At 53.0% G+C, this 18,051-nt stretch carries 19 protein-coding genes; 11 read left to right on the top strand and 8 right to left on the bottom strand.

The features are described 5' to 3' along the window. Positions 1 to 82: 82 nt before the first annotated feature. Positions 83 to 1,183 carry a DNA polymerase III subunit beta gene (gene dnaN, locus OGV89_RS03010; RefSeq protein ID WP_003023863.1) on the bottom strand — a complete coding sequence of 367 codons (1,101 nt, stop codon included), beginning with the start codon at positions 1,181 to 1,183 and terminating at the stop codon, positions 83 to 85. Positions 1,184 to 1,187: 4 nt separating this feature from the next. After that, positions 1,188 to 2,591 carry a chromosomal replication initiator protein DnaA gene (dnaA, locus tag OGV89_RS03015; RefSeq protein WP_286558132.1) on the bottom strand — a complete coding sequence of 468 codons (1,404 nt, stop codon included), beginning with the start codon at positions 2,589 to 2,591 and terminating at the stop codon, positions 1,188 to 1,190. A 297-nt stretch (positions 2,592 to 2,888) separates the two neighbouring features. Between dnaA and OGV89_RS22970 the strand changes: the two genes are divergently transcribed. The 10 genes from OGV89_RS22970 (at position 2,889) to OGV89_RS03060 (ending at position 10,857) form a co-directional block, all read left to right on the top strand. Next, on the top strand, positions 2,889 to 2,969 hold the full coding sequence (locus OGV89_RS22970; protein WP_418222139.1) for a hypothetical protein: 81 nt from the start codon (positions 2,889 to 2,891) through the stop codon (positions 2,967 to 2,969). Positions 2,970 to 3,197: 228 nt separating this feature from the next. Then, on the top strand, positions 3,198 to 3,338 hold the full coding sequence (gene rpmH, locus OGV89_RS03020) for a 50S ribosomal protein L34 (RefSeq protein WP_003023858.1): 141 nt from the start codon (positions 3,198 to 3,200) through the stop codon (positions 3,336 to 3,338). 17 nt (positions 3,339 to 3,355) lie between these two features. After that, positions 3,356 to 3,715, top strand: a complete 360-nt coding sequence (gene rnpA, locus OGV89_RS03025) for a ribonuclease P protein component (RefSeq protein WP_003844432.1) — start codon at positions 3,356 to 3,358, stop codon at positions 3,713 to 3,715. Beyond that, positions 3,679 to 3,936, top strand: a complete 258-nt coding sequence (gene yidD / locus OGV89_RS03030) for a membrane protein insertion efficiency factor YidD (RefSeq protein ID WP_003023846.1) — start codon at positions 3,679 to 3,681, stop codon at positions 3,934 to 3,936. Before rnpA ends, yidD begins: the two co-directional genes overlap by 37 nt. 2 nt (positions 3,937 to 3,938) lie before the next feature. Beyond that, positions 3,939 to 5,585: a membrane protein insertase YidC gene (gene yidC / locus OGV89_RS03035; RefSeq protein WP_003023844.1), complete on the top strand. Its 1,647-nt coding sequence runs from the start codon at positions 3,939 to 3,941 to the stop codon at positions 5,583 to 5,585. A 105-nt stretch (positions 5,586 to 5,690) separates the two neighbouring features. Beyond that, positions 5,691 to 7,055: a tRNA uridine-5-carboxymethylaminomethyl(34) synthesis GTPase MnmE gene (mnmE, locus tag OGV89_RS03040; protein ID WP_003840593.1), complete on the top strand. Its 1,365-nt coding sequence runs from the start codon at positions 5,691 to 5,693 to the stop codon at positions 7,053 to 7,055. A 182-nt stretch (positions 7,056 to 7,237) separates the two neighbouring features. Further along, positions 7,238 to 8,419, top strand: coding sequence for an MFS transporter (locus OGV89_RS03045; protein WP_003844430.1), 1,182 nt, complete (start codon positions 7,238 to 7,240; stop codon positions 8,417 to 8,419). Next, positions 8,388 to 9,347 (top strand): HTH-type transcriptional regulator YidZ, encoded by a 960-nt coding sequence (yidZ, locus tag OGV89_RS03050; RefSeq protein WP_003023837.1) that lies wholly within the window; start codon positions 8,388 to 8,390, stop codon positions 9,345 to 9,347. Before OGV89_RS03045 ends, yidZ begins: the two co-directional genes overlap by 32 nt. Before the next feature lie 166 nt (positions 9,348 to 9,513). Continuing rightward, complete coding sequence (locus OGV89_RS03055) at positions 9,514 to 10,260, top strand: 4'-phosphopantetheinyl transferase family protein (RefSeq protein ID WP_003840588.1); 747 nt, start codon at positions 9,514 to 9,516, stop codon at positions 10,258 to 10,260. 30 nt (positions 10,261 to 10,290) lie between these two features. Then, on the top strand, positions 10,291 to 10,857 hold the full coding sequence (locus tag OGV89_RS03060; RefSeq protein ID WP_003023832.1) for an NADPH-dependent FMN reductase: 567 nt from the start codon (positions 10,291 to 10,293) through the stop codon (positions 10,855 to 10,857). Positions 10,858 to 10,911: 54 nt separating this feature from the next. On the opposite strand, the gene adeP is transcribed toward OGV89_RS03060, so the two are convergent. Next, on the bottom strand, positions 10,912 to 12,249 hold the full coding sequence (gene adeP / locus OGV89_RS03065) for an adenine permease AdeP (RefSeq protein WP_003023830.1): 1,338 nt from the start codon (positions 12,247 to 12,249) through the stop codon (positions 10,912 to 10,914). A gap of 167 nt (positions 12,250 to 12,416) precedes the next feature. Here adeP and yieH point away from each other — a divergent pair, with 167 nt between their 5' ends. Then, positions 12,417 to 13,082, top strand: coding sequence for a 6-phosphogluconate phosphatase (gene yieH, locus OGV89_RS03070; protein WP_003844428.1), 666 nt, complete (start codon positions 12,417 to 12,419; stop codon positions 13,080 to 13,082). A gap of 84 nt (positions 13,083 to 13,166) precedes the next feature. Here the strand turns inward: yieH and phoU are convergent, their stop codons facing one another. The 5 genes from phoU to pstS form a co-directional block, all read right to left on the bottom strand. Continuing rightward, positions 13,167 to 13,892, bottom strand: coding sequence for a phosphate signaling complex protein PhoU (gene phoU / locus OGV89_RS03075; RefSeq protein WP_003023824.1), 726 nt, complete (start codon positions 13,890 to 13,892; stop codon positions 13,167 to 13,169). 14 nt (positions 13,893 to 13,906) lie between these two features. Continuing rightward, positions 13,907 to 14,680, bottom strand: coding sequence for a phosphate ABC transporter ATP-binding protein PstB (gene pstB / locus OGV89_RS03080; RefSeq protein WP_003023821.1), 774 nt, complete (start codon positions 14,678 to 14,680; stop codon positions 13,907 to 13,909). 46 nt (positions 14,681 to 14,726) lie between these two features. Then, on the bottom strand, positions 14,727 to 15,617 hold the full coding sequence (gene pstA / locus OGV89_RS03085) for a phosphate ABC transporter permease PstA (RefSeq protein ID WP_003023819.1): 891 nt from the start codon (positions 15,615 to 15,617) through the stop codon (positions 14,727 to 14,729). Then, positions 15,617 to 16,576, bottom strand: coding sequence for a phosphate ABC transporter permease PstC (pstC, locus tag OGV89_RS03090; RefSeq protein WP_003023817.1), 960 nt, complete (start codon positions 16,574 to 16,576; stop codon positions 15,617 to 15,619). The genes pstA and pstC overlap by 1 nt, the downstream gene beginning before the upstream one ends. Positions 16,577 to 16,720: 144 nt before the next feature. Then, positions 16,721 to 17,761, bottom strand: coding sequence for a phosphate ABC transporter substrate-binding protein PstS (pstS, locus tag OGV89_RS03095; protein WP_286558134.1), 1,041 nt, complete (start codon positions 17,759 to 17,761; stop codon positions 16,721 to 16,723). Between the last annotated feature and the right edge of the window lie 290 nt (positions 17,762 to 18,051).

Raw genomic sequence — 18,051 nt, forward strand, 5'->3', positions numbered from 1 at the left:
AGCAACCGGAGCGTACTGAAGTACGTGAGGATTGCGAGCACTGCCCGGAGCCAGAATAACAAGTAAGATAGCCCGATATTCTTTACAAGCGCATAGGCATGACGACATAGGCTGCAGATTGTGACGCTGCATCTTCAATCTGTACGCTCGATACGGAATCGGTCAGCAGAATACGTACGTTCTCGCACTTCAGCGCGTTAAGAACGTCAAGCACGTAGCTAACGTTAAAGCCGATTTCCAATTCAGTACCAGGATAGGAAACATCCAGAATTTCTTCTGCTTCTTCCTGCTCCGGGTTGTTGGCAGTGATTTTGAGCTGGTTTTCGCTGACATACAGACGCACGCCACGGAATTTCTCGTTGGAGAGAATCGCCGCACGCGCAAACGCCTGTTTGAGGATATCGCAACCGGCTTCCAGATGTTTGTCCGGATTCTTCGGTAATACGCGGCGATAATCCGGGAAACGACCGTCAACCAGCTTGGAAGTAAAGATGAAGTCACCAACGTGCGCACGAATATTGTTGCTGCCAATCTGCACGCGCAGCGGGTTATCGCCGCCGTCGAGCATACGCATCAGTTCAATCACACCTTTACGCGGTACGATCACCGAATGGCTAGGCAACGGCTGACCGACAGGCATTGAACAGACCGCCAGGCGGTGACCGTCGGTCGCCACGGTACGCAACTCTTCCCCTTCGGTTTCAAACAGCATGCCGTTTAAGTAGTAACGCACGTCCTGATGCGCCATCGAAAACTGCGTGGCTTCAATCAGGCGCTTCATTGTCGCCTGTGGCAGGGTGAATTCGACTTCGCTCTGCCAGTCGTCCAGATTCGGGAAGTCGGCGGCAGGCAGCGTAGACAGCGAGAAACGGCTGCGGCCAGAACGCACCAGCATACGGTCGCCTTCCAGTTGAACGGCAATTTCCGCCCCTTCTGGTAATCCACGGCAAATATCGAAGAATTTACGCGCCGGAACGGTGGTCGCACCAGGTTCATGAGGCTGGATCAGCGCCACGCGCGCCACCATCTCCATTTCGAGATCGGTACCGGTAAGCGAAAGGGTGCCGTCAGCAACCTGCAGCAGCAGGTTTCCGAGGATCGGCAGTGTAGGACGTCCACCCAGCGGGCCGCTGACCTGCTGAAGCGGTTTTAATAAATGTTCACGTTCAACGGTAAATTTCATAGCGTCACGAAGATAATGTTCTGATTAAATTGGAGAAATCTTCTTTAATATCATGGCTTTCTTCACGCAACTGCTCAATCTTGCGGCAGGCATGAAGCACGGTAGTATGGTCACGCCCACCAAACGCGTCGCCAATTTCCGGCAGACTGTGGTTAGTGAGCTCTTTTGCCAGCGCCATCGCCATCTGGCGCGGACGAGCTACCGAGCGAGATCGACGCTTAGAAAGCAGATCCGCAATTTTGATTTTGTAATACTCCGCCACCGTCTTCTGGATATTGTCGATGGTGACCAGCTTTTCCTGCAAAGCCAGCAGATCGCGCAGCGCTTCACGCACGAAATCGATAGTAATCGCCCGGCCGGTAAAATTGGCGTTGGCGATCACGCGGTTCAGTGCGCCTTCCAGCTCACGTACGTTAGAGCGTAGACGCTTGGCAATAAAGAACGCTACTTCACCCGGCAGACGAATGTCGTTTTCGTCGGCTTTTTTCATCAGGATCGCAACACGCGTTTCCAGTTCAGGCGGTTCGATCGCGACAGTCAGTCCCCAGCCAAAACGGGATTTCAGACGATCTTCAACGCCGTTGATCTCCTTCGGATAGCGATCCGAGGTCAGGATGATCTGCTGATTGCCTTCCAGCAGGGCGTTAAAGGTGTGGAAAAACTCTTCCTGCGATCGCTCTTTATTCGCGAAGAATTGGATATCGTCAATCAGCAGCGCGTCAACGGAACGGTAGTAACGTTTAAACTCTTCGATCGCGTTGTTTTGCAGGGCTTTGACCATGTCCTGCACAAAACGCTCGGAGTGCATATACACCACTTTGGCGTTTGGCTTACGCGCCATAATACCGTTACCGACAGCGTGCAGCAGGTGGGTTTTACCCAGACCCGTACCGCCATAAAGGAATAACGGATTGTAGGCGCCGCCAGGATTGTCCGCCACCTGACGTGCCGCCGCGCGCGCCAGTTGGTTAGATTTACCTTCAACGAAGTTATCAAACGTGTGTTTGACGTTGACGTTAGAACGATAGGTAGGTTCTACCGGAGCCGGGACGTTATCCCAGCCTGGACGCGCCGCCGGAGCAGCACGTTGTGGTTGCACTTGCTGAGTCACGTGGGCGGGCGCAACAACGTTGTTGACCGGCGTTTTCAGCGTTTGCGTGACGGGTTTAGTACCGACTTCAAAGCGCAGCTGCGGGGCATCCGCTCCACAGAAATTATTGAGTAATCCATTAATATTATTAAGGTATTTATCCCTTACCCAATCGAGCACGAAACGGTTTGGCGCGTACAAAGCCAGCGTGTTATCGCTCAGTTCCGCCTGCAACGGGCGTATCCACATACTGAACTCTGTGGCTGGTAACTCATCCTGCAATCGGGCAAGACACTGCTGCCAAAGCGAAAGTGACACGGCGGACTCCACTCGAACAAAAGTCGATAAATGACAAAGGCTGAAACATTCATGATTGTTGACGCACACCGACAAGACCCTATGCAAAGGGTGACGTGCGAATTGCTATCTGCAATTTTTACCCGATCAGGATCCATTGAAACGATCAGGACCGCGGATCATAGCGTAAACTGAGAAAGAGATCTTCTGTTTCTCACAGATTCTTCCCGATTTATCCACAGGATGATCCAGAATCGGCTAAGTGTAAACGATCCTGGAGAAGTGCTGCAGGTTTTAGCGCGCATATTGAAAAAATTAATGAGTAAAGATGCTTTACTGCTTAAACGATCTAATAAAGATCCCGAGCGATCCTTGCGCTTTATCCACCAGCCCGTATAATTCTTACCCCCAGCGAGTAACGGTCGCCTTACGGCGTCAACGCTGCCTGTTTTTTACGCGAAACCATGCGGAAAAAAGCGGGAAATAAGGAAAGAGAATTGACTCCGGAGTGTACAATTATTACAATCCGGCCTCTTTAATCACCCACACTGTGGCGTAAGTCGTTCGAAATTCGTTCGGGTATACGCAAAAGTCAGTGAATTTATTCAAGTTTAGGTAGAAATCGCCATGAAACGCACTTTTCAACCGTCTGTACTGAAGCGCAACCGTTCTCACGGCTTCCGTGCTCGTATGGCTAATAAAAATGGTCGTCAGGTTCTGGCACGTCGTCGTGCTAAAGGCCGTTCTCGTCTGACCGTTTCTAAGTAATAAAAGCTAGCCCCTGAGTGGTTAAGCTCGCATTTCCCAGGGAGTTACGTTTGTTAACTCCCACTCATTTCACATTCGTCTTCCAGCAGCCACAACGGGCTGGCACGCCGCAAATCACCATCCTCGGCCGCCTGAATTCGCTGGGGCATCCCCGTATCGGTCTTACAGTCGCCAAGAAAAATGTTAAACGTGCGCATGAACGCAATCGGATTAAACGTCTGACGCGTGAAAGCTTCCGTTTACGTCAGCACGAGCTTCCAGCAATGGATTTCGTGGTGGTGGCGAAAAAAGGGGTTGCTGACCTCGATAACCGTGCTCTCTCGGAAGCGTTGGAAAAATTATGGCGTCGCCATTGTCGCCTGGCTCGCGGGTCCTGATAGCCCTCATTCGGGTCTATCAACGCCTGATCAGTCCGCTGCTTGGGCCGCATTGCCGTTTCACTCCAACCTGTTCGAGCTACGGAATTGAGGCATTGCGCAGGTTTGGAGTGATAAAAGGCAGTTGGTTGACGGTGAAACGCGTATTAAAATGCCACCCTTTACACCCTGGTGGTGACGATCCCGTCCCGCCCGGACCATTTGATACCAGAGAACACTAACGATGGATTCGCAACGCAATCTTTTAGTCATCGCTTTGCTGTTCGTGTCTTTCATGATCTGGCAAGCCTGGGAGCAGGATAAAAACCCGCAACCTCAGGCCCAACAGACCACGCAGACAACGACCACCGCAGCGGGTAGCGCCGCAGACCAGGGCGTACCGGCCAGTGGCCAGGGGAAACTGATTACGGTTAAAACTGACGTGCTTGATCTGACCATCAACACCCGTGGTGGTGATGTGGAACAGGCTTCACTGCCAGCTTACCCGAAAGAACTCGGTTCTACCGAACCGTTCCAGTTACTGGAAACCACGCCACAGTTCATCTACCAGGCTCAGAGTGGCCTGACAGGTCGTGACGGCCCGGATAACCCGGCTAACGGCCCGCGTCCGCTGTACAACGTCGAGAAAGACGCGTTTGTACTGGCTGACGGTCAGAACGAACTGCAGATCCCGATGACCTATACTGACGCAGCGGGTAACACATTCACTAAAACGTTTGTACTCAAGCGTGGTGAATATGCTGTCAACGTTAACTACAGCGTGCAGAACGCCGGCGAAAAACCGCTGGAAGTCTCCACCTTTGGTCAGCTGAAGCAATCCATCAATCTGCCATCTCATCGCGATACCGGAAGCAGCAACTTTGCGCTGCACACCTTCCGCGGCGCGGCGTACTCCACGCCGGATGAGAAGTATGAGAAATACAAATTCGACACCATTGCTGAAAACGAAAACCTGAACGTCAATGCTAAAGACGGCTGGGTCGCAATGCTGCAACAGTATTTCGCAACGGCATGGGTTCCGCGTAACGACGGCACCAACAACTTCTATACCGCTAACCTGGGTAACGGCATTGCCGCTATCGGCTATAAGTCACAGCCGGTACTGGTACAGCCTGGCCAGACTGGCGCGATGACCAGTACCCTGTGGGTCGGCCCGGAAATTCAGGATAAAATGGCGGCCGTTGCACCGCACCTGGATCTGACCGTGGATTACGGCTGGTTGTGGTTCATTTCTCAGCCGCTGTTTAAACTGCTGAAGTGGATCCATAGCTTCCTGGGTAACTGGGGCTTCTCCATCATCGTTATCACCTTTATCGTTCGTGGCATCATGTACCCGCTGACCAAAGCGCAGTACACCTCCATGGCGAAGATGCGTATGCTGCAGCCGAAGATTCAGGCAATGCGTGAGCGTCTGGGCGATGACAAACAGCGTCAGAGTCAGGAAATGATGGCCCTGTACAAAGCTGAGAAGGTTAACCCGCTGGGCGGCTGCTTCCCGCTGATCATCCAGATGCCAATCTTCCTGGCGTTGTACTACATGCTGATGGGCTCCATTGAACTGCGTCATGCGCCGTTCGCTCTGTGGATCCATGACCTGTCTGCACAGGACCCGTACTACATTCTGCCGATTCTGATGGGCGTGACGATGTTCTTCATTCAGAAGATGTCTCCGACCACTGTAACCGACCCGATGCAGCAGAAGATCATGACCTTTATGCCGGTCATCTTCACCGTGTTCTTCCTGTGGTTCCCGTCAGGTCTGGTGCTGTACTATATCGTCAGCAACCTGGTAACCATTATTCAGCAGCAGCTGATTTACCGTGGTCTGGAGAAGCGTGGCCTGCATAGCCGCGAGAAGAAAAACTCCTGATTCGGTGTAGGCCGGATTAGGCGAAGCCGCCATCCGGCAAACGGAACATAAAGTAAAGGGCGGTCATTAGACCGCCTTTTTTATTGCATTAAGAAGAGACAAACCATGAGCCATAACGACACCATCGTCGCTCAGGCCACCCCACCGGGACGTGGTGGCGTGGGTATCCTGCGTATCTCCGGCCTGAAGGCGCGTGAGGTCGCAGAAACCGTACTGGGGAAACTACCCAAACCGCGTTATGCCGATTATCTGCCGTTTAAAGACGCGGATGGCAGCACGCTGGATCAGGGGATTGCCCTGTGGTTCCCCGGCCCGAACTCCTTTACCGGCGAAGACGTTTTAGAGCTTCAGGGTCACGGAGGTCCGGTGATTCTTGACCTGCTGCTCAAACGTATTCTGACCATTCCCGGGCTGCGCATTGCCAGACCGGGTGAATTCTCCGAGCGCGCGTTTCTCAATGATAAGCTCGATTTAGCCCAGGCAGAGGCGATTGCCGACCTGATCGATGCCAGCTCGGAGCAAGCCGCTCGCTCGGCGCTGAACTCGTTGCAGGGTGCATTTTCCGCACGGGTAAATCATCTTGTGGAAGCGCTCACTCACCTACGCATCTATGTGGAAGCGGCGATCGACTTCCCGGATGAAGAAATCGACTTCCTGTCTGACGGCAAGATTGAAGCGCAGCTCAATAACGTTATCAGCGATCTTGATGCCGTACGTGCCGAAGCGCGTCAGGGTAGCCTGCTGCGCGAAGGGATGAAGGTAGTCATTGCCGGTCGCCCTAACGCCGGGAAATCAAGCCTGCTGAACGCGCTGGCAGGCCGTGAGGCGGCTATTGTGACCGACATTGCGGGGACGACTCGCGACGTACTGCGTGAGCATATTCATATCGACGGTATGCCGCTGCACATCATCGATACTGCCGGTTTGCGCGATGCCAGTGATGAAGTTGAACGCATCGGTATCGAACGTGCCTGGCAGGAAATCGAACAAGCCGACCGTGTGCTGTTTATGGTGGATGGCACCACCACCGACGCCGTGGACCCGGCTGACATCTGGCCAGACTTTATTGCCCGTCTGCCAGCCAAACTGCCGATTACCGTGGTGCGTAACAAAGCGGATATTACCGGTGAGACGCTGGGCCTTAGCGAAGTAAATGGCCACTCACTGGTTCGTCTCTCCGCACGTACCGGTGAAGGTGTTGACGTACTGCGTAACCATCTCAAACAGAGCATGGGCTTTGAAACCAATATGGAAGGTGGCTTCCTGGCGCGTCGTCGTCACCTGCAGGCACTGGCAGAAGCGGCGGAGCATCTTGAGCAGGGTAAAGCCCAACTTCTCGGCGCATGGGCCGGAGAATTGCTGGCAGAGGAGCTACGTCTGGCGCAGCAGAACCTCAGTGAGATCACCGGGGAATTTACCTCCGACGATCTGCTGGGACGAATTTTCTCCAGTTTCTGTATTGGTAAGTAACGTTGTGTTGCCCGGTGGCGCGATGCTTGCCGGGCCTACAGGCCCTGTAGGCCGGATAAGGCGTTTACACCGCCATCCGGCAACAACAATTTCCCATGCGGAAATCACTGTTGTCCAAATGGCAACTCGTGCAGTTGACTCTCTGACCGTATGCTTAGCGCCACATTTCTCATGAGGTCGCTATGACACGCTTTCTAATCTGCAGTTTCGCCCTGGTTCTTCTTTATCCTGCCGGTATTGATATGTATCTGGTGGGGCTGCCCCGTATTGCGGCCGATCTACAGGCCAGCGAGGCGCAACTGCATATCGCGTTTTCAGTTTATCTGGCGGGAATGGCGACGGCGATGCTTTTCGCCGGAAAAGTTGCCGACCAGTCAGGACGTAAACCAGTCGCTATTGTCGGTGCACTCATCTTTATTTTCGCCTCTGCGCTGTGTTCATTTGCCGAGAGCGGTACGCCGTTCCTGGTTGGCCGCTTTATTCAGGGTGTGGGCGCCGGCTGCTGCTATGTGGTGGCTTTCGCTATTCTGCGCGATACGCTCGACGATCGTCGCCGGGCGAAGGTACTGTCGTTGTTGAACGGTATTACCTGTATCGTGCCGGTGCTGGCTCCGGTGATGGGGCATCTGATCATGCTCAAATACCCGTGGCAGAGCCTGTTCTACACGATGATGGGAATGGGTGTGGCTGTTTGCCTGCTGTCGGTATTTGTCCTGCGAGAATCGCGCCCAGCAACGTTTATGGCGACGATGGAAAAGAACCACACTACCGAATCACTGGTAAACCGCTTTTTCTTAAGCCGTCTGGCCATTACTACCCTTAGCGTGTCGGTGATCCTGACCTTCGTGAATACGTCTCCGGTGCTGCTGATGGAAGTGATGGGCTTCGACCGCGGCGAGTACGCCACTACCATGGCCATGACCGCTGGCATCAGTATGGCGGTCTCTTTCTCTACGCCATTCGCCCTGAGCGTGTTTAAGCCTCGCGTTATGATGCTAACCTCGCAGGTGCTGTTTCTGTGTGCTGGCGTGGTGTTAACCCTTGCTACTTCACACGCGGTAACGTTGTTCGGGTTAACCTTAATCTGCGCCGGATTCTCGGTCGGTTTCGGTGTTGCGATGAGCCAGGCGCTGGGACCGTTCTCGCTGCGCGCGGGCGTCGCCAGCTCGGCATTAGGTATTGCACAGGTTTGCGGTTCCTCGCTGTGGATTTGGCTGGCGGCTGTTCTTGGCCTTGATGCGCTGAATATGCTGATCGGGATTCTGATTGGCTGTAGCATAGTGAGTATCATGCTGATTATCACTGTTGCACCTAACCGGTCCGCGCCAACTCATGAAGAAATCCCTCAGCAGTCTCGATCTTAATTTATTGCTCTGCCTGCAGTTGTTGATGCAGGAACGCAGCGTCACTAAAACCGCTAAACGGATGAACGTCACTCCGTCGGCGGTCAGTAAGTCGCTGTCGAAGCTGCGGGCCTGGTTTGACGATCCCTTGTTTGTGAACACCCCGCTGGGGCTATCGCCGACGCCGCTGATGGTCAGCATGGAGCAGAGCCTGGCTGAATGGATGCAGATGGGCAATCAGCTGCTCGATAAGCCGCACCATGAATCGCCGCGCGGGCTGAAGTTTGATCTGGTGGCCGAAACGCCGCTGGTGATGATCATGTTCAACGCGCTCTCCCGGCAGATTTACCAGCGCTATCCTCAGGCGACGATCAAAATACGCAACTGGGACTATGATTCGCTGGATGCCATTATTCGCGGTGAAGTGGATATTGGCTTTACCGGACGCGAAAGTCATCCGCGTTCGCGAGAACTGCTGAGTTTGTTGCCATTGTCGATCGACCATGAAGTGCTGTTTTCCGATCTGCCCTGCGTCTGGCTACGTGAAGATCATCCCGCACTGCAGGAAGAGTGGAATCTGGACACCTTTCTGCGCTATCCGCACATCAGCATTAGCTGGGAGCAAAGCGATACCTGGGCGCTGGATGAAGTCCTGCAAGAAATGGGGCGCGCACGCAATATCGCGTTATGTCTGCCTGGTTTTGAGCAATCGCTGTTTATGGCAGCGCAGCCGGATCACGCGCTGATTGCCACCGCACCGGTTTATTGCCAGCGTTATAACCAACTCCACCAGCTTCCACTCGTTGCGCGGCCGATGCCATTTGATACGGCGCAACTGGAAAAAATGCGCGTACCGTTTACTCTTCTTTGGCATAAACGCAACAGCCACAATCCTAAGATCGTCTGGCTAAAAGACACGATCAAGGCGCTTTATCGCGATATATCCTGACGATCCGTCATTTTGGTGTTTCAAAATCGACCATTCTGGCAACAGAAATGTAAATATCGCGTAATGTATCCCATTTCCGCTTACTTTTTGGGCAGCAAAGCCTGCCCGGAAGCCGTGTAAATGTTACTCTGGTGATAATCACGGACCATTAATCACGGAGCGAAAAATGGCGACACATTTTGCCAGAGGGATTCTTACGGAGGGACACCTGGTATCAGCTCGCCTCCCTTCTCCATGCCATATCGAAGCAAGAGATCTGCCCGCTCATCGCCGAACACGCTTCCTGGCCTCCCGAAGTCTTCTCGCCGAACTGATGTTCATGCTTTACGGCACCAGCACGTTGCCTGAGATTGTTACTGAGGCGAAAGGTAAGCCCGTTTTTCGCGATAAGAATCTACCGGGATTTTCGATCTCTTATGCCGGGAATATCGTCGGCGTTGTGCTAACGACTGAAGGAACGTGCGGCCTGGATATGGAACTTCAGCGGGCAACCCGCGGGTTTAACAATCCAAATTCAGCGGAAACGTGGCGCTTCTCCAGTAACGAAAACCTGTGGATCAATAATCAAAACGACCCCAATGAAGCACGCGCGCAGCTCATTACATTGCGCCAGAGCGTACTCAAACTCACTGGCGATGTATGCAATGACGATCCGCGCGAACTCCAGCTTTTACCCGGCGCAGGACGCCTGAAATGTGCCCATGTTGCGCAGATTGAAGCCATTTGCGATGCGGAAGATGTGCTGGTGTGGTCGGTTGCGGTTTCGCCAGCCATTGAAAAACTCAAGGTTTGGGAGTTTGATGGTCAGCAGGACTGGAAAAGTTTGCCTGATATCCAGACTCGCGCCAATGAGCCAACGGGTCGTCTGATCCGGTTCTCTCAATTATGCGCAGCGAAAAGCCATACGCTTTGATTTAACCTTTATGATGAAACAGGAGTCACCATGTCTGAAACATTGAATGTTGTTACGTTACTGGGAAGTCTGCGCAAAGGTTCGTTTAATGGAATGGTTGCCCGTACACTGCCCAAGATTGCTCCCGCAGGAATGGAAGTGAGCGCGTTACCGTCGATTGGTGATATCCCACTGTACGATGCCGATCTCCAGCAGGAAGAAGGTTTTCCGGCCAGCGTAGAAGCACTGGCTGAGCAAATCAGAAAGGCTGACGGTGTCGTCATCGTCACACCTGAATATAACTATTCTGTTCCGGGCGGACTGAAGAACGCCATCGACTGGCTGTCTCGCCTGCCCGATCAGCCATTATCCGGCAAACCGGTGCTGATCCAGACCAGCTCCATGGGTGCCATTGGCGGCGCGCGCTGCCAGTACCATCTGCGTCAAATCCTGGTGTTCCTCGACGCCATGGTAATGAACAAGCCGGAATTTATGGGCGGGGTCATTCAAAACAAGGTGGATCCGCAGACGGGTGAAGTGATTGACCAAAGCACGCTGGACCATCTGACCGGCCAGTTGACCGCATTTGGCGACTACATCCAACGCGTGAAAGCCTAAAAGAAAAAGCCCGCCAGCAACGATGCCTGGCGGGCAGTTGTCCAGACCGATATTTTAATGCGCGTCGATAAACACAATCTTCAGCACAAACAGCAGCGCGACAACGATGACGCACGGGCTGAGATCGCGGAAACGTCCAGTACCGATTTTCATCACGCAGTAAGAGATAAAGCCCAGCGCAATACCTTCGGTAATTGAGAAGCTAAACGGCATCATCACGGCGGTAATAAACGCCGGAACCGCTTCAGTCAGATCATCCCACTTCACGCGTGACAGGCTTGATGTCATCAGGACACCAACGTAAATCAGCGCACCTGCAGCTGCATAGCCCGGTACCATTCCCGCCAGCGGCGACAGGAAGATAACCAGCAGGAACAGCAGGCCAACGACGACTGCAGTCAGGCCGGTACGGCCACCAACCGACACCCCGGAAGAGGATTCAATATAGGCGGTAACGGAAGAAGTCCCGATAAACGCCCCGGTAACCGACGACACGCTATCCACATACAGCGCCTGCTTCATGCGTGGGAACTTGCCCTTCGCGTCCGCCAGACCGGCTTTATCCGTCACGCCAATCAGCGTACCGGAGGAGTCAAACAGGTTGACCAGCATGAACGAGAAAATCACACCCGCCAGGCCAATGTTAAACGAACCGGCCAGATCGACATGTCCGATAACGGACATCACGCTCGGCGGCGCAGAAACGATACCGTTGTAATGGACATCGCCCAGCATCCAGCCCAGCAGCGTGGTTACAATGATGGAAATCAGCACCGCAGCATGAATATTACGTGACGCCAGAATCGCGATGATAAAGAAGCCCAGAATACCGAGAAGTACGCTGTGGGACGTCAGGTTACCGATAGACACCAGCGTGTCTTTGTTGGCGACGATAACACCTGCGTTTTTCAGCCCCATCATGCCGATGAACAGACCGATACCACTGGTGATCCCCACTCGCAGGCTCACCGGGATATTGGCAATCATCCAGTAACGTACGCGGAAAATGGTCAGCAGCAGCAGACCTACCGCGCCCCAGAAGATAGCCCCCATACCGATCTGCCATGACAGGCCCATCGCGCCGACGACCACGAAAGCGAAAAATGCATTCAGGCCCATAGCAGGCGCAAGTGCGACCGGCAGGTTAGCAAATAGCCCCATCAGGATGCTACCAAAGGCAGCAATAAGGCAGGTGGTAACAAAGACGGCGCTGGTATCCATGCCAGCCACGCCAAGAATTTGCGGGTTAACAAAAACGATATACACCATCGTCAGGAAGGTGGTTAAACCGGCGATCACTTCGGTCCGTGCCGTCGTGCCATGTTCGCGCAGTTTGAACACGCGTTCCAGCATCCCCTGGCCAGAAGCCTGGGTTGTGTGTTGTTGACTCATTATCAATTTCCGAACAAGGAGGGAAAATTCGTCGCTATCCTATACCAAAATGCGACAATAGGGTTGGGTTATGAGCAACTTTTTTCATTGATTTTGCTTATACGGCAACGATTGCGTCGCCCAATAATGCATTACGAAAACGTTAAACTTGTTAAAACGGAAATGACATGTCCCAGATAGAAGCCGTATTTTTTGACTGTGACGGTACCCTTGTCGACAGTGAAGTGATTTGTTCTCGCGCGTATGTCAGCATGTTCCAGGCGTTTGGCATTACGCTCGATCTTGAAGAAATTTTCAAACGCTTCAAGGGGGTAAAGCTGTACGAGATCATCGACATTATCAACGAAGAGCACGGTGTCGAACTGGCAAAAGCCGATTTAGAACCGGTTTACCGCGCTGAGGTCGCACGTCTGTTCGATACCGAGCTGGAAGTCATTGCTGGTGCGAACACGCTGCTGGACAGCATGGCTGTGCCAATGTGCGTGGTGTCTAACGGTCCGGTCAGCAAAATGCAGCATTCGCTGGGTAAGCTGGGCATGTTGCACCATTTTCCTGATTTACTGTTCAGCGGCTACGATATCCAACGCTGGAAGCCCGATCCGACCCTAATGTTCCATGCGGCAAAAGCAATGGACGTTAATGTTGAGAACTGCATTCTGGTTGATGATTCCAGCGCAGGCGCGCAGGCGGGGATTGCGGCGGGGATGGAAGTGTTCTACTTCTGCGCCGATCCGCATAACAAACCGATCGATCATCCAAAAGTCACGACCTTTACCGATCTGACACAGTTGCCGGAATTGTGGAAGGCACGGGGTTGGGATATTACCCGGTAATTTTTTGTAGGCCCGGTAAGCTTGCGCCACCGGGCAATTGCCGGATGCCGCTAACGCTTATCCGGCCTACTTTCTACGTTTTTATCACTCTTTAGGATCTTTGCCCGCCAGCAGCTTATCCAGCTCATCGCCGCCCACGTGACGGAAGTCTTGTCCCTTCACGAAATAGAAGATGTATTCGCAGATATTCTGGCAGCGGTCACCGATACGTTCGATGGAACGTGCGCAGAACAGCGCGGTCAGCACGCTTGGAATGGTACGTGGGTCTTCCATCATATAAGTCATCAGCTGACGCACGATGCCTTCATACTCCTGGTCGACTTTCTTATCTTCGCGATAAATACGTACCGCTTCGTCGAGATCCATACGCGCAAACGCATCCAACACGTCGTGCAGCATCTGCACGGTGTGACGACCCAGCGACTCCAGACTTACCAGCAGCGGCTGGTGTTGTTGCGAGAACTTCTCCAGCGCGGTGCGGCAAATTTTATCTGCCACGTCGCCAATACGTTCCAGCTCAGCGATGGTTTTGATAATCGCCATCACCAGACGCAGGTCGCTCGCTGTCGGTTGACGCTTGGCGATGATACGCACGCAGGCTTCGTCGATCGCCACCTCCATCATATTGACGTTCTTATCGCCTTCAATGACGCGCTTCGCCAGCTCGCTGTCCTGGTTGTGCATCGCCGTGATTGCATCAGAAAGCTGTTGCTCGACCATGCCGCCCATGGTCATCACCTGGGTACGGATGCTTTCCAGCTCTGCATTGAACTGGCCGGAAATATGTTTATTAAGGTTAAGGTTATCCACAACAAGCTCCTGAATCAGCCGTAACGACCGGTGATGTAATCTTCAGTTTGTTTCTTCGCGGGCTTGGTGAACAGATCGTCCGTGTTACTGAACTCAATCAACTCGCCCAGGTACATAAATGCCGTGTGATCGGAACAACGCGCAGCCTGCTGCATGTTGTGGGTAACGATAACGACGGTGTAATCCTCTTTCAGCTCAGTGATCAGCTCTTCGATACGCCCGGTAGAAATAGGGTCGAGCGCTGAACATGGCTCATCAAGCAGAAGCACTTCCGGGCGAATGGCGATGCCACGCGCAATACACAATCGCTGCTGCTGACCACCCGAGAGAGAGTACCCGCTCTGGTGTAATTTATCTTTGGTTTCATTCCACAATGCGGCCTTGGTCAATGCCCACTGCACGCGTTCGTCCATATCCGCACGCGAGAGTTTCTCAAACAGACGTACGCCAAAAGCGATGTTGTCGTAGATGGACATCGGGAACGGCGTGGGCTTCTGGAATACCATGCCCACTTTGGCACGCAGCAGAGCGATATCTTGGGTATTGGTGAGAATATTGTCGCCATCCAGCAGAATTTCACCTTCCGCACGTTGCTCCGGGTACAGTTCAAACATTTTGTTGAACGTACGCAGCAGCGTCGATTTACCACAGCCAGAAGGCCCGATAAACGCCGTTACCTGGTTTTTAGCAATATCCAGGTTGATGTTCTTCAGGGCATGGAATTTGCCATAGTAGAAGTTCAAATCACGAACCTGAATCTTACCTGGGGCAGTATCAACCATACTCATTTCAATCTTTTCCTCATCCGGCGCCGCATCAGCCACGCCGTAAAAATTAACCGTGTTTCTTCTTCGCGAAAATGACTCGCGCCAGAATGTTCAGCAGCAGTACGCACAGGGTAATAATCAGTACCCCGGCCCAGGCCAGTTGCTGCCACTCAGCAAACGGGCTCATCGCAAACTTAAAGATAGTGACCGGCAGGTTGGCGATAGGCTGCATCATGTCAGTGCTCCAGAACTGGTTGGAGAGCGACGTAAACAGCAGCGGAGCCGTTTCACCTGCGATACGAGCAATTGCTAACAGAACACCTGTAATGATCCCCGAGACAGATGCCTTCAGGGTGATCGCAGAAATCATCTTCCATTTCGGCGTACCCAGTGCATAGGCGGCTTCACGCAGGCTATCTGGCACCAGCTTGAGCATGTTCTCTGTGGTACGAATAACAATGGGCACCTGCAGCAGCGCCAGCGCGATCACGCCCGCCCAGCCAGAGAAATGCTCCATTTTTGCTACCACGATGGTGTAAACGAACAGACCGACCACGATGGATGGCGCAGAAAGCAGAATGTCATTGATAAAGCGGATGACCTCAGCCAGCCAGGACTTACGCCCATACTCCGCCAGGTAGATACCCGCCATAATGCCGAGCGGGGTACCAAACACGGTCGCCCACAGAATCAACAGACCGCTACCGGCCAGGGCATTCGCCAGACCACCACCCGCCGTATTCGGCGGCGGCGTCATTTCGGTGAACAGCGCCAGCGACATACCGTCAATACCGCGGGTGATCGTGGACATCAGGATCCAAATGAGCCAGAACAGACCGAACGCCATGGTCGCCATAGAGAGCGTCAGCGCGATGCGGTTTTTCAGACGACGACGCGCCTGCATTTTACGGCGGGATTCCGCAAGCTGAGCGGTGTTTTGCATTTCAAGCGTAGCCATTAGCGTGCCCCCTCGTTCTTCGCAAGGCGCATGATCATGAACTTAGACGCAGCCAGCACGATGAAGGTGATCACAAACAGAATCAGACCCAGCTCCATCAACGCGGCAACGTGCAGCCCAGATTCCGCTTCGGCAAATTCATTCGCCAGCGCAGAGGTAATACTGTTGCCCGGCATGTACAGCGAGGCACTGTCGAGCTGGTAGGTGTTACCGATGATAAAGGTCACCGCCATGGTTTCACCCAGTGCGCGGCCCAGCCCCAACATCACGCCGCCGATCACGCCATTTTTGGTGAACGGCAGGACGATGCGCCAGATAACTTCCCAGGTGGTACAGCCGATGCCGTAGGCTGACTCTTTCATCAGTACCGGCGTTTGTTCGAACACATCACGCATAACCGCCGCAATGTACGGGATGATCATGATGGCGAGGATCACGCCAGCCGCCAGAATACCGATACCAAAAGCCGGGCCGGAGAACAGTGCGCCAACAAACGGAATGTTGGAAAGGATGTTTCCGACCGGCTCCTGGAAATAAGTCGCAAACAGCGGGGCAAAGATAAACAGCCCCCACATGCCGTACACGATACTCGGAATTGCCGCCAGCAGTTCAATAGCGATGCCCAGCGGGCGACGCAGCCAGCCAGGTGCAAGTTCAGTCAGGAACAGCGCAATGCCGAAACTCACCGGAACGGCAATCAGCAGTGCAATAAGTGAGGTAACCAGCGTACCGTAAATCGGTACTAAAGCACCGTAGATATCGTTCGGCGCATCCCAGTCTTTGGTCCACAGAAAGGAGAAACCAAATTTCTGAATGCTTGGCCAGGAGGAGATAACCAGAGAGACAATAATGCCACCCAACATCAATAGCACAATCAGCGCAGCCAGTCTTACCAGCGCGCTGAAGATCATGTCACCCTTTTTACCCGGTGGGTTAAAAGCAGGCTTGGTTGCAGCCATAAATCACTCTTTAAGTTAAACGCGTTTACGAAGTTGCCCATGCCGGATGGCGCTACGCTTATCCGGCCTACAAAGCGGGCCTACAGTCGAAACCGTAGGGCGGATAAGCGTAGCGCCATCCGCCAACTCGTTAAAGATATTCTATTAGTACAGCGCTTTACCGCTGCTGTCTTTCACGTTGGTCTTCCATGCAGCACGAACCTGCTCAACCACGCTGTCCGGCAGGCTGGCGTAATCCAGGTCGTTAGCCTGTTTGCCGCCATTTTTGTACGCCCAGTCGAAGAACTTCAGCACTTCTGCGCTCTGCTCTGGTTTCTTCGACTCTTTATGGACCAGGATGAAGGTGGTGGAAGTGATTGGCCACGCGTCGTCACCTTTCTGGTTAGTCAGATCCTGAGCGAAAGTTTTGCTCCAGTCAGCGCCTTTTGCGGCGTTAGCAAAGCTCTCTTCTGTCGGGCTTACCGGTTTGCCATCAGCAGAGACCAGCTTGGTGTACGCCAGGTTGTTCTGCTTAGCGTAAGCGTACTCAACGTAACCGATAGAACCCGGCAGACGCTGTACGAACGCAGCGATACCGTCGTTACCTTTACCGCCCAGACCGGTCGGCCAGTTCACGGTAGAGCCGGAACCAATTCTAGATTTCCACTCTTCGTTTACTTTTGCCAGGTAGCTGGTGAAAACGAAGGAAGTACCGGAACCGTCAGCGCGACGCACAACGGCGATATTCTGTGAAGGCAGCTTCAGACCCGGGTTCAGTTTGGTGATGGCTTCATCATCCCACTTCTTAATTTTACCGAGGTAGATGTCACCCAGCGTTTTACCGTCCAGCACCAGCTCGCCGGATTTCAGGCCCGGGATATTCACAGCCAGCACTACGCCACCGATCACGGTCGGGAACTGGAACAGACCTTCTTGCGCCAGTTTTTCGTCAGACAGCGGTGCATCAGAAGCGCCGAAATCAACGGTATTGGCCGTAATTTGTTTTACACCACCGGAGGAGCCGATACCCTGGTAGTTTACTTTGCTACCGGTCTCTTTCTGATAGGTATCTGCCCATTTGGCATACACTGGCGCAGGGAAGGTTGCACCTGCACCTGTCAGGCTCGCTGCTGCAAACGCAGAGAACGCGCTCATGGATAAGGTCGCGGCGACAACAGTTGCGACAGTGGTACGCATAACTTTCATAATGTCTCCTGCACGGTTTTTGTAAATCGTTGTTTGAGTTGCTACTGTGAGCAAAATAGGACAAACAGGTGACAGTTAAATGTACGAAATATGACAGTTTTATGACAACGAAAAATACGGGAAGTTTTTTATCTAAAAACACATTCAAAACAAAAAGTTAGTCGCCATCATGACAATAACATTTCGTTAAAATTTTCTTTTTATGACACTGAAAACAGTAGTTGAAGATGACGGTTTGTCACATAAAACAGGCGGGATAATTGATTAAAAACAGAACAAGTTTAAAAAAA

Origin of the sequence: Citrobacter sp. Cf125 (assembly GCF_030333935.1) — a bacterium.
In the GTDB taxonomy this organism is placed as follows: domain Bacteria; phylum Pseudomonadota; class Gammaproteobacteria; order Enterobacterales; family Enterobacteriaceae; genus Citrobacter; species Citrobacter freundii.

Excerpts from the sequence above, each read along its gene's own strand:
- dnaN (WP_003023863.1), bottom strand. The coding sequence starts at position 1,183 with ATGAAATTTACCGTTGAACGTGAACATTTATTAAAACCGCTTCAGCAG.
- OGV89_RS22970 (WP_418222139.1), top strand. The coding sequence starts at position 2,889 with ATGAGTAAAGATGCTTTACTGCTTAAACGATCTAATAAAGATCCCGAG.
- rpmH (WP_003023858.1), top strand. The coding sequence starts at position 3,198 with ATGAAACGCACTTTTCAACCGTCTGTACTGAAGCGCAACCGTTCTCAC.
- yidD (WP_003023846.1), top strand. The coding sequence starts at position 3,679 with ATGGCGTCGCCATTGTCGCCTGGCTCGCGGGTCCTGATAGCCCTCATT.
- yidC (WP_003023844.1), top strand. The coding sequence starts at position 3,939 with ATGGATTCGCAACGCAATCTTTTAGTCATCGCTTTGCTGTTCGTGTCT.
- mnmE (WP_003840593.1), top strand. The coding sequence starts at position 5,691 with ATGAGCCATAACGACACCATCGTCGCTCAGGCCACCCCACCGGGACGT.
- OGV89_RS03045 (WP_003844430.1), top strand. The coding sequence starts at position 7,238 with ATGACACGCTTTCTAATCTGCAGTTTCGCCCTGGTTCTTCTTTATCCT.
- yidZ (WP_003023837.1), top strand. The coding sequence starts at position 8,388 with ATGAAGAAATCCCTCAGCAGTCTCGATCTTAATTTATTGCTCTGCCTG.
- OGV89_RS03055 (WP_003840588.1), top strand. The coding sequence starts at position 9,514 with ATGGCGACACATTTTGCCAGAGGGATTCTTACGGAGGGACACCTGGTA.
- OGV89_RS03060 (WP_003023832.1), top strand. The coding sequence starts at position 10,291 with ATGTCTGAAACATTGAATGTTGTTACGTTACTGGGAAGTCTGCGCAAA.
- adeP (WP_003023830.1), bottom strand. The coding sequence starts at position 12,249 with ATGAGTCAACAACACACAACCCAGGCTTCTGGCCAGGGGATGCTGGAA.
- yieH (WP_003844428.1), top strand. The coding sequence starts at position 12,417 with ATGTCCCAGATAGAAGCCGTATTTTTTGACTGTGACGGTACCCTTGTC.
- pstB (WP_003023821.1), bottom strand. The coding sequence starts at position 14,680 with ATGAGTATGGTTGATACTGCCCCAGGTAAGATTCAGGTTCGTGATTTG.
- pstA (WP_003023819.1), bottom strand. The coding sequence starts at position 15,617 with ATGGCTACGCTTGAAATGCAAAACACCGCTCAGCTTGCGGAATCCCGC.
- pstC (WP_003023817.1), bottom strand. The coding sequence starts at position 16,576 with ATGGCTGCAACCAAGCCTGCTTTTAACCCACCGGGTAAAAAGGGTGAC.
- pstS (WP_286558134.1), bottom strand. The coding sequence starts at position 17,761 with ATGAAAGTTATGCGTACCACTGTCGCAACTGTTGTCGCCGCGACCTTA.